14 protein-coding genes, 1 rRNA gene and 1 riboswitch are annotated in these 15,473 nt (G+C 70.4%); of the genes, 3 read left to right on the forward strand and 12 right to left on the reverse strand.

Going from position 1 to position 15,473, the window contains the following annotated elements; genetic code table 11:
• Positions 1-119: 119 nt before the first annotated feature.
• Complete coding sequence (locus ACWGIS_RS31470; RefSeq protein ID WP_453365889.1) at positions 120-704, forward strand: hypothetical protein; 585 nt, start codon at positions 120-122, stop codon at positions 702-704.
• A gap of 386 nt (positions 705-1,090) precedes the next feature.
• On the forward strand, positions 1,091-1,297 hold the full coding sequence (locus ACWGIS_RS31475) for a DUF5999 family protein (protein ID WP_453365890.1): 207 nt from the start codon (positions 1,091-1,093) through the stop codon (positions 1,295-1,297).
• A 98-nt stretch (positions 1,298-1,395) separates the two neighbouring features.
• On the opposite strand, the gene gcvP is transcribed toward ACWGIS_RS31475, so the two are convergent.
• Positions 1,396-4,281: an aminomethyl-transferring glycine dehydrogenase gene (gene gcvP, locus ACWGIS_RS31480; RefSeq protein ID WP_453365891.1), complete on the reverse strand. Its 2,886-nt coding sequence runs from the start codon at positions 4,279-4,281 to the stop codon at positions 1,396-1,398.
• Positions 4,282-4,464: 183 nt separating this feature from the next.
• Positions 4,465-4,560: riboswitch (glycine riboswitch) on the reverse strand.
• Between the two features lie 116 nt (positions 4,561-4,676).
• Here gcvP and ACWGIS_RS31485 point away from each other — a divergent pair.
• Positions 4,677-5,054 (forward strand): PRC-barrel domain-containing protein, encoded by a 378-nt coding sequence (locus ACWGIS_RS31485; RefSeq protein ID WP_453365892.1) that lies wholly within the window; start codon positions 4,677-4,679, stop codon positions 5,052-5,054.
• On the opposite strand, the gene ACWGIS_RS31490 is transcribed toward ACWGIS_RS31485, so the two are convergent.
• The 11 genes from ACWGIS_RS31490 to rrf all read right to left on the reverse strand — a co-directional run.
• Positions 4,970-6,493 (reverse strand): DNA polymerase IV, encoded by a 1,524-nt coding sequence (locus ACWGIS_RS31490; protein WP_453365893.1) that lies wholly within the window; start codon positions 6,491-6,493, stop codon positions 4,970-4,972. The genes ACWGIS_RS31485 and ACWGIS_RS31490 overlap by 85 nt on opposite strands.
• Before the next feature lie 88 nt (positions 6,494-6,581).
• Positions 6,582-7,214 carry a MerR family transcriptional regulator gene (locus ACWGIS_RS31495; protein ID WP_453365894.1) on the reverse strand — a complete coding sequence of 211 codons (633 nt, stop codon included), beginning with the start codon at positions 7,212-7,214 and terminating at the stop codon, positions 6,582-6,584.
• Positions 7,215-7,429: 215 nt separating this feature from the next.
• A complete protein-coding gene (locus tag ACWGIS_RS31500) occupies positions 7,430-7,903 on the reverse strand; it encodes a bifunctional nuclease family protein (protein WP_006123076.1) in 474 nt (157 codons plus the stop codon).
• Positions 7,904-7,987: 84 nt separating this feature from the next.
• The gene (gene ftsR, locus ACWGIS_RS31505; RefSeq protein ID WP_453365895.1) at positions 7,988-8,743 is read right to left on the reverse strand and encodes a transcriptional regulator FtsR; all 756 of its coding nucleotides are present in this window, start codon (positions 8,741-8,743) and stop codon (positions 7,988-7,990) included.
• Between the two features lie 38 nt (positions 8,744-8,781).
• Positions 8,782-9,753, reverse strand: coding sequence for an FHA domain-containing protein (locus ACWGIS_RS31510; RefSeq protein ID WP_453365896.1), 972 nt, complete (start codon positions 9,751-9,753; stop codon positions 8,782-8,784).
• A gap of 61 nt (positions 9,754-9,814) precedes the next feature.
• Positions 9,815-10,690, reverse strand: coding sequence for a DUF881 domain-containing protein (locus ACWGIS_RS31515; RefSeq protein WP_453365897.1), 876 nt, complete (start codon positions 10,688-10,690; stop codon positions 9,815-9,817).
• A gap of 5 nt (positions 10,691-10,695) precedes the next feature.
• Positions 10,696-11,028 (reverse strand): small basic family protein, encoded by a 333-nt coding sequence (locus ACWGIS_RS31520; RefSeq protein ID WP_003988855.1) that lies wholly within the window; start codon positions 11,026-11,028, stop codon positions 10,696-10,698.
• Positions 11,025-11,918 (reverse strand): DUF881 domain-containing protein, encoded by an 894-nt coding sequence (locus ACWGIS_RS31525; protein WP_453365898.1) that lies wholly within the window; start codon positions 11,916-11,918, stop codon positions 11,025-11,027. Before ACWGIS_RS31525 ends, ACWGIS_RS31520 begins: the two co-directional genes overlap by 4 nt.
• A 99-nt stretch (positions 11,919-12,017) precedes the next feature.
• Positions 12,018-14,513 carry a sugar phosphate nucleotidyltransferase gene (locus ACWGIS_RS31530; RefSeq protein WP_453365899.1) on the reverse strand — a complete coding sequence of 832 codons (2,496 nt, stop codon included), beginning with the start codon at positions 14,511-14,513 and terminating at the stop codon, positions 12,018-12,020.
• A gap of 111 nt (positions 14,514-14,624) precedes the next feature.
• Positions 14,625-15,233 (reverse strand): CDP-alcohol phosphatidyltransferase family protein, encoded by a 609-nt coding sequence (locus ACWGIS_RS31535; protein ID WP_453365900.1) that lies wholly within the window; start codon positions 15,231-15,233, stop codon positions 14,625-14,627.
• Between the two features lie 150 nt (positions 15,234-15,383).
• A 5S ribosomal RNA gene (gene rrf / locus ACWGIS_RS31540) occupies positions 15,384-15,473 on the reverse strand; the annotation flags it as partial.

Here is a 15,473-nt window from a genome sequence, read left to right on the forward strand (position 1 = left end):
ACGAGGCAGAGAGCCGGCGCTCGCCGTCAGTGCACACGCCCCTCTGACCCCGAGAGCTGACAGTGTCGTCCGCCCCCGCCCTCGCGCCACCGTGCCTGTCGAATGAGAGGCGACCCACCATGCCGCTGCATGTCCCCCCGGCTCCCGCGCCCGCCCTGCGCTCTGTCCTCACGGCACTCGGTTCCCCCACCGCTGTCCGCGAGGCGCGAACCCCGTCCCTGCGCAACGCCCAGGGACCCGTGACCCCCGAACTTCCCCTGCCCGTGTACGTCCTCGACCGGATCACGCCCGCCGGCGCCTCCGCCACCCGGCTCGCCGGCTGGCGCTTCCTGATCCGCAGCGGCGAGCGAGCGGTGGCCGCCGCCGAGACGATGCTGACCCCCGACGGCTGGGCCTTCTCCCACTTCTTCGAGGGCCCCTACGTCACCGCCACCGAGCGCGCCCTGCGCCAGGCGGAGAACATGCAGGTCCCCTACCAGCCGAGACTCCTGTCCGTACCCGAGCTGTACATGCTCACGCTCTGGCTGCACGGCGACTGCACCGCAGACGGCGCCGACGGCCACCCCGCCGCCACCGACCTGCTCGTGCCGCTGGCGCCCGCACCGCCCGGCATCGCGGCCCACCGCCCGCACCGCGTCGCCGAGCTGCTGCCCGTGCTCACCCACCGGGTGACGCCCGCTCCCCTGCTCGGCTCGCCCGCCTAGGCACGACACGCACACGCCCCGGCGGCCGACTCTCCTTCCAGGCCCGTGCCCCGCAGCCGTCGACCGGCTGCGGGGCACGTCGCTCTCCCGTGCCACCCCGCGCTCGTACGAGTGGCGAGACCCTCCCGACCCGTCCGGACTAGCCCCATCCGACCACCCCGAACCACCCGAAGGGACAGTGCAGTTGGGATGAACCGCCCGCACGGGTGATGCGTCATCAACCTGTGAGAAGTGCTGCTGCCAAATCCCTGCGGATCGACGCCCGTAGGGCAACACTGGTTCCAGACCGACTTATCAAACGGGGGGCGGCCATGAACGACGTTCCGAGCCGCAAGACAGTTCCGACAGCCAGCTCACACGTCACGACCCAGCGAAAGACTCCATCCATGTGCCAGCACCAGCCACCGTGCCCGACAGCCGACTCCGCCGACCGGGAGGCCGCCCTTCACGTGGCGCACCACCCGGAGCAGGGATGGAGCCTGCTGTGCAACGGCGTCGTCCTGTTCGAGGACACCGGTGAGCTCCTGCCCGACGGCCGGATCATCGCTCCGCACCGCCCGATGGGCACGGGACAGGTGATGACGGCCGCCTGAGCCGCACCACCGGGCGGCTGTGACAGCCGCCCGCGCACCAGAGGGGCCGGCCCGGAGACGCACTCTCCGAACCGGCCCCGACGTATGCCCCCTGGTGACTACTCGTCGTAAGCGTCCAGCGGCGGGCAGGAACAGACGAGATTGCGGTCGCCGTACGCCTGGTCGATGCGGCGCACCGGCGGCCAGTACTTGTCCGCCGCCGAGACACCGGCCGGGAAGACCGCCTCGGCACGGCTGTACGCGTGCTCCCAGTCGCCGCCCAGCGCCGCGGCCGTGTGCGGAGCCCCGCGCAGCGGGTTGTCCTCCGCCGGCCACTCGCCCGAACCGACCTTCTCGATCTCGGCGCGGATGGCGATCATCGCCTCGCAGAACCGGTCCAGCTCCACCAGGTCCTCGGACTCGGTCGGCTCGATCATCAGCGTCCCCGCGACCGGGAACGACATGGTCGGCGCGTGGAAGCCGTAGTCGATCAGCCGCTTGGCGATGTCGTCCACGCTGACGCCGGTCGCCTTGGTCAGCGCGCGCAGGTCGATGATGCACTCGTGCGCGACGAGGCCGCCGGGACCGGTGTAAAGCACCGGGTAGTGCGGCTCCAGCCGCTTGGCGATGTAGTTCGCGGACAGCACCGCGACCTGCGTGGCCCGCTTGAGGCCCTCGCCGCCCATGAGCCGGACGTACGCCCAGGAGATCGGCAGGATTCCGGCGGAGCCCCAGGGCGCCGCGGAGATCGGGCCGACGCCCGTCTTCGGACCGGCCGCGGGCTGCAACGGGTGGTTCGGCAGGTACGGCGCGAGGTGGGCGCGCACGCCGACCGGGCCGACGCCGGGACCGCCGCCACCGTGCGGGATGCAGAACGTCTTGTGCAGGTTCAGGTGCGAGACGTCGCCGCCGAAGTGACCCGGCTTGGCGAGACCCACCAGCGCGTTCAGGTTGGCGCCGTCGACGTAGACCTGGCCGCCCGCCTCGTGGACCTGGGCGCAGATGTCGGCCACGTGCTCCTCGAACACGCCGTGCGTGGAGGGGTACGTGATCATCAGCACCGACAGCTCGTCGCGGTACCGCTCGATCTTGGCCCGCAGGTCCTCGACGTCGATCTCGCCGTCCCCGGCGGTCTTCACGACGACGACCTTCATGCCGGCCATCACGGCGCTGGCCGCGTTGGTGCCGTGGGCGGAGGACGGGATGAGGCAGACGGTGCGCTGCTCGTCGCCGTTGGCCCGGTGGTATCCGCGCACCGCGAGCAGACCCGCCAGCTCGCCCTGGGAACCGGCGTTGGGCTGCAGCGACACGTTGTCGTAGCCCGTGACCTCGGCGAGCCGCTCCTCCAGCTCACGGATGAGCGTGAGGTAGCCCTGCGCCTGCTCGGCGGGCGCGAAGGGGTGCAGCTGGCCGAACTCGGGCCAGGTGACCGGCTCCATCTCGGTGGTCGCGTTGAGCTTCATCGTGCAGGAGCCCAGCGGGATCATGCCGCGGTCGAGCGCGTAGTCGCGGTCCGAGAGCCTGCGCAGGTAGCGCAGCATCGCGGTCTCGGAGCGGTACTGGTGGAAGACCGGGTGCGCCAGGTAGTCGTCGGTGCGCAGCAGCGCCTCGGGCAGGGTGTCGACGGCCGACACGTCCAGCGCCTCGATGTCGCCCTCGACGCCGAAGGCGGTCCACACGGCGCCGAGCTGCTTGCGCCCGGTGGTCTCGTCGCAGGCGACCGACACGTGGTCGGCGTCGACGAGGTGCAGGTTGACCCCGTTCTCGCGGGCGGCGGCCACGACCGCGGCGGCCCGGCCGGGGACCCGCGCGGTCAGCGTGTCGAAGTAGGCGCCGTGGACGATCTCGACGCCGCCGGCCTCCAGGCCCGCGGCGAGGACCGTGGCGTACCGGTGCGTGCGGCGGGCGATCGTCCGCAGGCCCTCGGGACCGTGGTAGACGGCGTACATGCCGGCCATCACCGCGAGCAGCACCTGCGCGGTGCAGATGTTGCTGGTGGCCTTCTCACGCCGGATGTGCTGCTCGCGGGTCTGCAGGGCGAGGCGGTACGCCTTGTGCCCGTCGGCGTCCACGGAGACGCCCACGAGGCGGCCCGGCAGGCTCCGCGCGAAGGTCTCGCGGACCGCCATGTAACCGGCGTGCGGCCCGCCGAAGCCCATCGGCACACCGAATCGCTGGGTGGTGCCGACGGCGATGTCGGCGCCGAGGTCGCCGGGCGCGGTGAGCAGCGTCAGGGCGAGCAGGTCGGCGGCGACCGTCACGACGGCGCCGAGCTCGTGCGCCTGCTCGATGACGGGCTTGATGTCGCGTACGGCACCGGAGGCGCCCGGGTACTGCAGCAGCACGCCGTTGATGTCGCGGCCCGCGACGTCGGCCGGGATGCCCTCGCTCAGGTCGGCGACCACGACCTCGACGCCGGTCGGCTCGGCGCGGGTCCGGATGACGGCGATGGTCTGCGGCAGCGCGTCCGCGTCGACCAGGAAGAGGCCCTTCTTGTTCTTGCCCATCCGCCGGGACAGCGCCATCGCCTCGGCGGCGGCGGTCCCCTCGTCCAGCAGCGAGGCGCCGGACGTCGGCAGGCCGGTCAGCTCCGCGACCACGGTCTGGAAGTTGAGCAGCGCCTCCAGGCGGCCCTGCGAGATCTCCGGCTGGTACGGCGTGTACGCGGTGTACCAGGCCGGGTTCTCCATGACGTTGCGCAGGATCACCGGCGGCGTGAAGGTGCCGTAGTACCCGAGGCCGATCATGGGGTCGAGCACCTGGTTGCGGTCCGCGAGGGAGCGCAGCTCGGCCAGGACCTCGGCCTCGGTGCGCGCGCCGGGGAGGTCCAGCGCGTCGGCGTTCTTGATGACGTCCGGGACCGCGGCGGCGGTGAGCTCGTCGAGCGAGCCGTATCCGACCTGCGCGAGCATCTTGGCCTGGGCCTCGTGGTCGGGCCCGATGTGGCGCTGCTCGAAGGGGATGCCCTGTTCGAGCTCGGAGAGCGGAATGCGATGGGCGGTCATTGCGGAGGCCTCCTGGTCTGACACGACCTTCGGGGGGTACCACGACGCGGGTACCCCGACGGCCTCCCCCTCTGTCATCTCAACCTGAGAGCTTCACCGGGCCGTCCAGCAGCGGACGGACCGGCTTTCACCGTCGGTGAGGACGGGAGCCGACGACGCACCCGCCCTGCTTTCCAGAGTGACCTCGTCCGAGCGGTACGTGTGCCTGAGAGATTCCGGGGAGGATTTGCTCCTTCGGCGCCTCCGGATCTCGCCGGAGGACTCTCCCGCACGGGGTCAGCAGCCGTCTGCCAGCCTACCAGCGAGGACAACGCACGGACTTTCGAGTGGCCGCCTTCCTGAATGTGCTCTTTCGTAGTGCTTACGGATGAGTTTTGCGACCAAGAGGAGGGACCGTGCAGACCGACATCGATCCGCGCAACCTGATCGGCCGCAAGGCGTTCGACCGCAAGGGCACCAGGATCGGCACGGTGGACGAGGTGTATCTCGACGACGCCACCGGAGTGCCCGAGTGGGCGGCCATACGCACGGGCCTGTTCAGCCGGGACGCCTTCGTCCCGCTGGAGCCCAGCGAGGTCGTGGAGGGGACCCTGCGGGTGCCCTTCGACCGCGCTCTCATCAAGGACGCGCCCGATTTCGGTGTCGGCCGCCACCTCTCCCCCGAGCAGGAACTCCAGCTCTACCACCACTACGGGCTCGACCTGGCGTCGCCCGTCCCTCCGGACCGCGACTTCGGCCGGCTCGCCGGCACGGAAGAGCCCGGCCCGGCCTGACCGCCCCGCCCCCCGTCGCCCTCCTCCGCATCCGTCACCGCCGCTGTCCCGGCCGCCGTCCCCGCGCCCTCCGCCGCACCGCCGGCCCCCGGGACCGCCGTGACCAGGGGCAGCGGGTCCGCCGGCTCCAGCGCGGGATCGTCGGTGCGGAACGTGCGGACGCGCCCGGGCGGCGAGTACGGCGTCTCGAACCGCACGGTCACCCGCCCGAGGCCGCTCCCCTGAACCCAGCCGTGCCCGTACTCGGCGTGCCGCACGTCGTGCCCAGCGGGCCAGCGCCGCTCGGCGGGCGCCTCCGCCTCCGTGACCGCCTCCCGCACGCCCTCGTCCTCGGCCTGCTCCTGTGCCAGGAGTTCGCCCGCGGCGGCCTGGGCCTGCGCGAACAGGTCCTCCTGCGTGTAGTCGGCGAGGCCGGTGACGCCGACGCCCAGCAGCCGGACCCCGCCGGTCGTGTCCACCGAGTCCAGCAGCCGGGCGGCGGCCTCGCGCACCACCGAGGGGTCGTCCGTGGGCCCCCGCAGGGTCTCGGACCGGGTCAGCGTGGAGAAGTCGTACCGCCGCACCTTGAGCACCACGGTCCGGCCCGAGCGCCCGGCCTTCCGCAGCCGCGCCACGCACCGGTCGGCGAGCCGCTGGACCTCCGCGGCGACCCGCAGCCGGTCGTGGATGTCGACCTCATAGGTGTCCTCGACCGACACCGACTTGGACTCGCGCTCGGCGACCACGGGCCGCTCGTCGTGCGCCAGGGCCATCGCGTACAGGCCGTGTCCGTGGGCCTTGCCCACCAGCCGCACCAGCTCGTCCTCGCCCGCCTCGGCGATCTCCTCGACCGTGGTGATACCGGCGCGCCGCAGGTGGTCGCCGGTCGCGGGACCCACACCGGGCAGGGTCCGCACCGACATCGGCCCGAGCAGGGCGCGCTCGGTCCCCGGCTCGATCAGCACCAGCCCGTCGGGCTTGGCCTGCTCGGAGGCGATCTTGGCGATCATCTTGGAGGCGGCGAGCCCGACCGAGCCGGTCAGTCCCGTGACGGCCCGTATGTCGGCCCGCAGCTTCGCGCCCACCAGCCGCGCCGAGGTCTCGTCCCAGGCCGTCCCGCCGGCCTCCAGGTCGACGAACGCCTCGTCCAGGCTCAGCGGCTCCACGAGCGGCGACAGCTCACGCAGCAGACCCATGACCTGCTCACTGACGTCGCGGTAGAGCTGGAAGCGCGGTACGAGGTAAGCGGCGTTCGGAGCCAGCCGGCGTGCCTGCGCCATGGGCATCGCCGAGTGCACCCCGAACACGCGGGCCTCGTAGGAGGCGGTGGCGACCACGCCGCGCACCCCGAGCCCACCCACCACCACGGCCTTGCCGCGCAGGCTCGGCTTGGCGGCCTGCTCCGCCGAGGCGAAGAAGGCATCCATGTCGAGATGCAGGATCGTGGGCGCGGTTCTCACAGGTCCGATGCTGCCCTACGCCACTGACAATGCCCTGCCGGCCGCGTGCCCCCGTGACGCCGCACGTGAGACGTGGGCGCCACCGGGGTCAGACGGCGCGGTTGCGGCGCCGGGCCAGCTCGTCGGTGGGGTTCTGCCCGATCAGGGTCTCGCCGGTGTCGACCCGCTCCCCGTGCAGCTGGGAGAGCGCTCCCTCCACGTCCTGCCAGACGACCCCCACCGCGATACCGAAGACCCCCTGGCCGCCCTGGAGCAGGGCGTGGACCTCGTCGGGCGAGGAGCACTCGTAGACCGTCGCCCCGTCGCTCATCAGCGTCATCCGCTCCAGATCCGCGAAACCCCGCTCGCGCAGGTGCTGGACCGCGGTGCGGATGTTCTGCAGCGACACCCCCGTGTCGAGGAACCGCTTGACGATCTTGAGGACCACCACGTCGCGGAAGCTGTAGAGACGCTGCGTCCCCGATCCGTGGGCCGGTCTCACGCTCGGCTCGACGAGACCGGTGCGCGCCCAGTAGTCCAGCTGGCGGTAGGTGATGCCCGCCGCCGCACAGGCCGTGGGACCGCGGTAGCCGATCTCCTCGGACACCGCCTCTTCGTCCGGCACCGCTGTCGGCCGCTGTGGAGCGGGGCCGGCCGCGTTGCCGTGAAGCGGGTACGGGCCGCTCTCCCCCGGACTGCGTCCGTGGGCACCCCCAGCCGTACCGTCGCCGCTGCTTCTCACGCCGACCTCCGTCCTTGAACTGCCTTCTCGACGGTAGGCAGTCGCCAGGGGTGCGTCAACGATCGCCACACTCGGCACGCCGAGTGATAATCACCCTAGGAGTGGTTTCCCGTGCCCCACCGCGGGGAAAGGCTAGCCGAATGCTCTCCGCGCGGGCCGTAACACGCCTCACTGGCCTCCGGCATGTGCCGGTCGGATCCGCGGGCGCGGGGACGTCACTGACTGTTGGTCCCGAAGTCCTCGGGGGAGATCTGGTCGAGGAACTCGCGGAACTTCTCCACCTCGTCCTCCTGCTCGTCCGGAATCGCGATCCCCGCGTCGTCGAGCACCCCGTCGCTGCCGTAGATCGGCGTCCCGGTGCGCAGCGCGAGCGCTATGGCGTCGGACGGCCGGGCGCTCACCTCGACCCCGCTGGCGAAGACCAGCTCCGCGTAGAAGACGCCCTCACGCAGATCCGTGATGCGTACTTCGGTCAGCTCCTGGCCGACGGCCTCCAGCACGTCCTTGAACAGGTCGTGGGTCAGCGGCCGTGCGGGGGCCATGCCCTGCTGGGCGAAGGCGATCGCCGTCGCCTCCCCCGGGCCGATCCAGATGGGGAGGTAACGGTCGCCTCCCACTTCGCGCAGGAGCACGATCGGTTGGTTGGAGGGCATTTCGACCCGGACACCTACGACATCGAGCTCGTTCACACAGCAACCCTAGGCCGTGCTCGGGACGTTTGGGTAGTCGGGCACAGAACGGGTGGACGATCCGCCACCGGCGAACACCCTCGTTCAGGGCAGCCGGACACCCAGCGCCGTCTGCACCAGAGCCGCGTGCAGCTTGACCGTGAGCCCCGCCAGCTCCTTCGCGCGGGCCTCGGCATGAGCCCTGGTCTGCGGGTTGCGGTGGCGGCGCAGCGGGGCCACCACCTGCTCCACGAGACCGGCCTCGCGGTCCGCGGCGGCCTTCATGGCGCGCAGGTGCCTGGGCTCGATCCCGAACCGGCCCAGCTCGACCACGAGGGCGGCCACGGTGACCGTCTCGGCGTCGTAGCCCCCGTCCGGCAGTTGAGTGACGAGCCCGTACGACTCCCACTCCGCGAGCTCCCGCTCGTCGATCCCGGCGGCGGCCAGCAGCTCGTCGCGGCCGATACGGGCCGCGGTGGGCGCCTCCGGCTCCCCGAAGAGGTCGCCCAGGCGCTCACCGTCCCCGGCGTCGCGCTGGCGTCCCAGCGTGGGCAGCCGCACGTCGTCACCCCGCTCCAGGGCGTCCAGGTGCTCCCGGATGACCTTGAGCGGCAGGTAGTGGTCGCGCTGTATCCGCAGGACGTGGCCGAGGCGCTCGACGTCTTGCGCGCTGAACTTGCGATAGCCCGAAGGCGTCCGCCGGGGCTCGATGAGCCCCTCGGCCTCCAGGAACCTGATCTTGGAGATGGTCACTTCGGGGAACTCGTCGCGCAGCGCGTTGAGCACCGTGCCGATGCTCATCAGCCCACTGTCCGCGGCGGCGGTGCCGCTGCCGGCACCGCCGCTCGGTGTTTGAAGCATGGACCTTCCCTGGGTCCCCCCGGACGGAGTTCGGGTGGTCAGACGCCCCGCTGGCTCGCGTAGAAGACCAGCCGGTACTTGCCGATCTGCACCTCGTCGCCGTTCGACAGGGCGACCTGGTCGATCCGCTCCCGGTTGACGTAGGTGCCGTTCAGGCTGCCGACATCGGCGACCGTGAACGAGCCGTCCGCCGCGCGACGGAACTCCACGTGGCGACGCGACACCGTCACGTCGTCCAGGAAGATGTCGCTCTGCGGATGACGTCCCGCCGTGGTCAGCTCGCCGTCCAGCAGGAACCGGCTGCCCGAGTTGGGACCGCGGCGCACCACCAGGAGCGCCGATCCGAGGGGCAGCGCGTCGACGGCGGCCTGCGCCTCCGGGGAGAGCGCCGGCGACGGCGTCTGGCCCGTCACCTCGGAGTCGTAGGCCTCCAGGCCGGAGATGGAGATCGTGGACGTCGTCTCCGACGGGCGCTCCGGCACCGCTCCGCCCCGAAGCGGCGCGCCGCAGTTGGAGCAGAAGCGGCTGTTCTCCGCGTTGCGGTTGCCGCACCTCGTGCATACCAGGGCCGACATGGACGGATCCTCCTGCCGCGGCTGCCCCCCAGGGGCTTGGGACGCGTACGGACCGGAGGTGTACCCCCCGCCCGCACCCGAGGTCGACGGATCCCCGAAACCTATGCGCCCGGACGCGGCAGGGTCAACAGACGGCGCGCCCTGACCACCGGGAATGTCACCGCCCGGACCAGCGACCTGGTCCCGGAACAGCGGGCGGTCGCCCTGTCCCTCCCCGTCCCCGGGGCGCGGTGCACGGTGGCGGGCAGTCGCGTTCTCGTTGCCCTCTCGTGCGCTCTTGCCGAACAACTTCGCAAACAACTTCACGGGCGATTCCCCTTGACCGAAACAGACCCGCCCGTGGGGCAGGACGAACCCTGATTGAACACACCGGTCGACCCGGACATCCTCACAACGTCCGTATCCACCTGACAGTTTCCACCACGCACCACCCATTCGGTGCGCCGACCCCCCGCAACCTCATGCCCTGGCCCGGCGGCCGCCATGCGCCCGCGCCTCACGGGGAGGACGACCGAGCGTAGTCAGGCCGCTTCGCCGCTCGCAAGGCATCCACGACGATCTTCGCCGAGCGGTCCACCGTGACGGTGGCCTGCTCCTTCTCCAGCGTCTGCACCACACCTCCGGGGATGTTGAGCGCCGGCTCCAGATCCTGCGGCTTGCCGATGACCTTGAAACGATACGGCTGGGTGATCTTGTTCCCGTCGACGCTCACTCCGGCACCGGAGTCCGTCAGATAGGTGTCGGCGACCACCCGGACCCCGTTGACCTGGATCGCCTCGGCCCCGGCCGCGCGCAGCTCCTGGATCGCGTCGAGCAGCATGTCCGCCTGGACCGTCCCCTTCGTGTCGTCGATGGTCACCGTGATGCCGGGTCCCTGCGCCGCCACCGTGCCCGCCAGAATGCCGAGTTGCTTCTCCTTCTCGACCGTCTGTTTGCGGGCCTCCTCGGCCTGGTTCGAGCTGTTCCGCAACTCGGTGCGCTGGTCCTCGAGACCCTGCTTCTCGTCCTCAAGACGCTGAGTACGGTCGTCGAGTTCATCGAGGATGCGGACAAGATCCTCCTGGCGGGCACCCCGCAGGGCGCTGCCGCTGTCGCTGTTCGAGGCCACCTGGACGGCGAGGCCGAACCCGAGGCCGAACAGCAGCAGCGCGACGATCAGTTGGGCGCGGGTCACCCGGGGCGGCCACAGTCCCTTCGCCAGCCTCTGACGGCCGGTCAGCGAGGGCTCGCCCTCTCCCTGTTCTGCCTGCACGGGCTCCGGCCCGGAGGCCGACGGCGCGGCCGGGACCTCCTCGGGGAGTTCCCTGCGCAGGCGGTGCTCCGAACCGGCGGGTGTCCCGGAGCCCTTGGGTGTCTTGTCCTCGTCGCTCATCGGTCTCACGCCCGGAAGACGTGCCGGCGGATGGCCGCGGCGTTGGAGAAGATCCGGATGCCGAGCACGACCACCACACCCGTGGAGAGCTGGGCTCCGACGCCCAGCTTGTCGCCCAGGAAGACGATGAGCGCGGCGACGACCACGTTCGACAGGAACGACACCACGAAGACCTTGTCGTCGAAGATGCCGTCCAGCATCGCGCGCAGACCTCCGAAGACGGCGTCGAGCGCCGCCACCACGGCGATCGGAAGGTACGGCTCGACGACGGCCGGGACCTCGGGCCGGACCAACAATCCCGCCACGACTCCCACGACGAGGCCCAGTACGGCGATCACGATGTGCCCTTCTCTGTGCTCGGCTCTGCTGTTCGTACGATCACACTCGGTGCGGCGGGCAGCCGGACGTCGTCCTCCACGAAGATGCTGGTCCGGATGTCGAAGTTCTCGTGCAGCGCGTGCAGGTACTGCCCGTCGGCGCTGTTCTGGAACCGGGTGCTCAGCCGCTTGCCGTCCCCCACCGCGAGCACCGTGTACGGCGGCACCAGCGGCTTGTTGTCGACCAGTATCGCGTCACCCGCGGCCCGGATCGCCGACAGGGCGGTCAGCCGCTGCCCGTTGATCGTGACGGCCTCGGCGCCGGACTGCCAGAGCCCGTTGACGACGCGCTGCATGTCCCGGTCGCGCACGCGTCCCGTGTCGGAGAAGTCGGAGGTCTCGCGCGGATCGCCGTTGCCTCCCGAGGAGGCGTCCTTGGCGTCGTCGACGACCAGCCTCACGCCGGGCCCGTGCACCGCCACGGCACCCGACAGGATGCCCACCAGCTCGGCCCGGTCACCGCCCCCGTCATGCTTCAGCGCCTCGCGCTGCCGGGCGCTCACGTCGTCCCGAAGGGTGTCGACGGCGCTCTCCAGCTTGTCCGCGGTCCTGGTCTCGCTCTCGATGCGGTCGATGAGCTCCTGGCGCTCCTTGGCGACCACGGGGGCCGCGACACGCGCCTGCGCCGCTCCCACCGTCACCACCAGCCCCGCCAGCACCAGACCGGCGGCGAGACCCAGCTTCGCCCGGAGCGTCTTCGGCAGTCCGCCGGCACCCTCGGACTTCTTGCGCGCGGCCGCCTCGGCATACCCGTCGTCGAGACTGTGGTCCATGACGTTGTTGAGCAGCGACATGGAGGCGTCCGGGCGCGCTGGTCGCGTGGGGGTGCTCCGAACGGGGGGCTGCGGCATGCCGCACATCGTGCCACGTCGCCGGTGCTACCTCCGAATGGCCCCACCGGCGTGCCGGACAGGCCCCCTTGAGGGGCACTTGTCCGGCACGCCGCTTGCTCAGCGGCCGGCGCTGTCCACGATCGCCGCCCACTCGTCGAGCAGGGCCTGGGCGGACGCGTCGTCCGGACCCTCGGCCCACAGATGCGTCACCGCCTCCGCGGGGTCGGGAAGGACCATCACCCAGCGGCCGTCGGCCTCCACGACCCGCACACCGTCGGTCGTGTCGACGGAACGGTCGCCGGCCGCCTCCACGACCCGCCGCATGACGAGACCCTTGACCGCCCACGGAGTCGCCAGGTCACGCTTGAGCACGTGCGCCCGCGGGATCCGCGCGTCGATCTGGCTCAGGGTGAGCTGCGTCCGCGCCACCAGCCCGATGAGCCGTACGAAGGCCGCCGTGCCGTCGAAGACACTGCTGAACTCCGGGATGATGAAGCCACCGCGGCCGTCGCCACCGAAGATGGTCGACTCGTCGCGGCCCACGCGGGTCAGGTCGTCGGGCGACGTCGTCGTCCACTCGACCTGGGTCCCGTGGTACGCCGCCACCTGCTCGGCGATCCGGGTGGTGGTCACCGGCAGCGCCACCCGCCCGCTGCGCCGCTCCGCGGCCACCAGGTCGAGCAGCACGAGCAGGGCCCGGTCGTCCTCGACGATGCGCCCCTTCTCGTCGACGAGCGACAGCCGCTCACCGACCGGGTCGAAGCGCACACCGAACGCGGCCCGCGCGGACGCGACGATCTCGCCGAGCCGCACCAGACCCGAGCGGCGCGCGTCCGCCGTCTCCGTGGGCCTCGACTCGTCGAGACCGGGGTTGATGGTGAGCGCGTCGACACCGAGCTTGCCGAGCAGGCTGGGCAGCACGAGACCGGCGCTGCCGTTGGAGGCGTCCACGACGACCTTGAGCCCGGACTCGGCGATCCCGGTCGTGTCGACATTGCGCAGCAGAGAGCCCGTGTACGAGTCGTAGACGCTGGCCGGGAAGTGCAGGTCGCCGATCTCGCCGGGGAACGCACGCCGGTACTCCTGACGGGCGAACACGCGGTCCAGCTTGCGCTGGCTCCCCTGCGAGAGGTCGGCGCCGTCCCCGTCGAAGAACATGATGTCGACCGAGTCCGGTACACCGGGCGTCGTCCTGAGCATGATGCCGCCGGCGCTGCCCCGGGCCGTCTGCTGCCGGGCGACCGGCAGCGGCACGTTCTCCAGGTCGCGTACGTCGATGGCGCTGGCCTGCAGCGCCGAGATGACCGCGCGCTTCAGTGCGCGGGCACCACGCGAGTGGTCACGGGCCGTCGTGACCGTGGAGCCCTTCTTCAGCGTGGTCGCGTACGCCCCCGCGAGGCGTACGGCCAGCTCGGGGGTGATCTCCACGTTGAGGATTCCGGAGACGCCGCGGGCGCCGAACAGATGCGCCTGTCCGCGCGACTCCCAGATCACCGAGGTGTTGACGAAGGCGCCGGCCTCGATGGTCTTGAAGGGGTAGACGCGTACGTTCCCCTGAATGATCGATTCTTCACCGACCAGGCACTCGTCACCGATGACGGCGCCGTCCTCGATCCGGGCGGCGCGCATGATGTCGGTGTTCTTGCCGACCACGCAGCCGCGCAGATTGCTGTGCTGGCCGATGTACACGTTGTCGTGCACGACGGCTCTGTGCAGGAAGGCGCCGCTCTTGACGACGACATTGGAGCCCACGACGGTGTGCTCCCGGATCTCGGCGTCCGCTTCCACCTTGGCGTAGTCGCCGATGTAGAGCGGTCCCCGGAGCACGGCGTCGGAGTGCACCTCGGCACCCTCGGCGATCCAGACGCCCGGGGAGATCTCGAAGCCGTCGATCTCGACGTCGACCTTGCGCTCCAGGACGTCGGCCTGCGCCTTGACGTAGCTCTCGTGCGTGCCGACGTCCTCCCAGTAGCCCTCGGCGACGTAGCCGTAGATGGGCTTGCCTTCCTTCATCAGCTGAGGGAAGACGTCACCGGACCAGTCGACGGAGACGTCGGCCTCGACGTAGTCGAAGACCTCGGGCTCCATCACGTAGATACCCGTGTTCACCGTGTCGGAGAAGACCTGGCCCCAGGTCGGCTTCTCCAGGAAGCGCTCGACCTTGCCCTCCTCGTCCACGATGGTGATGCCGAACTCCAGCGGGTTCGGAACACGGGTCAGGCAGACGGTGACCAGGCCACCCTTTTCCTTGTGGAAATTGATGAGGTCGGTGAGGTCGAAGTCGGTCAGCGCATCGCCGGAGATGACGAGGAAGGTGTCGTCCTTGAGCGCTTCCTCGGCGTTCTTGACGCTCCCGGCGGTACCGAGTGGCTTCTCCTCATTGGCATAGGTGAGCTCCATACCGAGCTCCTCGCCGTCCCCGAAGTAGTTCTTGACCAGCGAGGCCAGGAACTGCACGGTAACGACGGTCTCATTGAGCCCATGCCTTTTGAGCAGCCGTAGCACGTGCTCCATGATCGGGCGGTTCGCCACGGGCAGGAGCGGCTTGGGCATGCTCGAGGTCATAGGGCGAAGGCGCGTGCCTTCGCCTCCGGCCATCACGACGGCCTTCATGTCGGAAGCGTCCTCCTTGAAGAGACTGACTAGCCGACTTCACCCGTCCAGATTGTCCCGCACATTTCGTCGGCGGGCCAACGAGCCACTACAGCGCCCCGATGGGCGAGCTCAATCGGCCATGGTGTCCGCCGTGACAAGACGGCGGACCTGAACCACGTAGAGGACTCCTGCCCACCAGTACAGGGTTGTACCCCACCCTGCGAACGCCCATCCGAAAATCGCTCCGGCTGACGCGATCCAGCCGCTCGCGTCGCTGAGCAGCAGCAACGGGAAGGCGTACATCAGGTTGAAGGTGGCCGCCTTGCCCAGGAAGTTCACCTGGGGCGGCGGATAACCGTGCCGGCGGAGGATGCCCACCATCACCAGCAGGACCAGTTCGCGCGCCAGCAGGACGCCGGTCAGCCAGAGCGGAAGAATCTCCCGCCAGGTGAGGCCGACCAGGGTGGAGAGGATGTAGAGGCGGTCGGCCGCGGGGTCGAGCAGCCGGCCGAGGCTGCTGATCTGGTTCCAGCGCCTGGCGAGCTTTCCGTCCAGGTAGTCGCTGATGCCGCTGAGCATGAGCACCAGAAGGGCCCAGCCGTCGCTCTTGGGGCCGCCGAACTCCGGCCAGAGGATCAGCCACAGGAATACGGGCACACCGACGAGACGCGCCATGCTGAGGATGTTCGGGATGGTGAGGACCCGGTCTGTCTGGACGCGGGTCTCCTGGACCTCCACCCGGGGGCCTCCTGTGGGAAACGAGCCGACGATGCCCCCTGACCTTACCCGCAGCCTTCACACAGCGAGGCGGAGGGGTGTCGGCGCCGCCGGAAAACAAAAAGCTCCGGCTCTCGGGCGAAATGCCCAAGAGCCGGAGCTATAAAATTTGTTCGGCGGCGTCCTACTCTCCCACAGGGTCCCCCCTGCAGTACCATCGGCGCTGTAAGGCTTAGCTTCCGGGTTCGGAATGTAACCGGG

Source organism: Streptomyces sp. NPDC054842, from assembly GCF_053611025.1.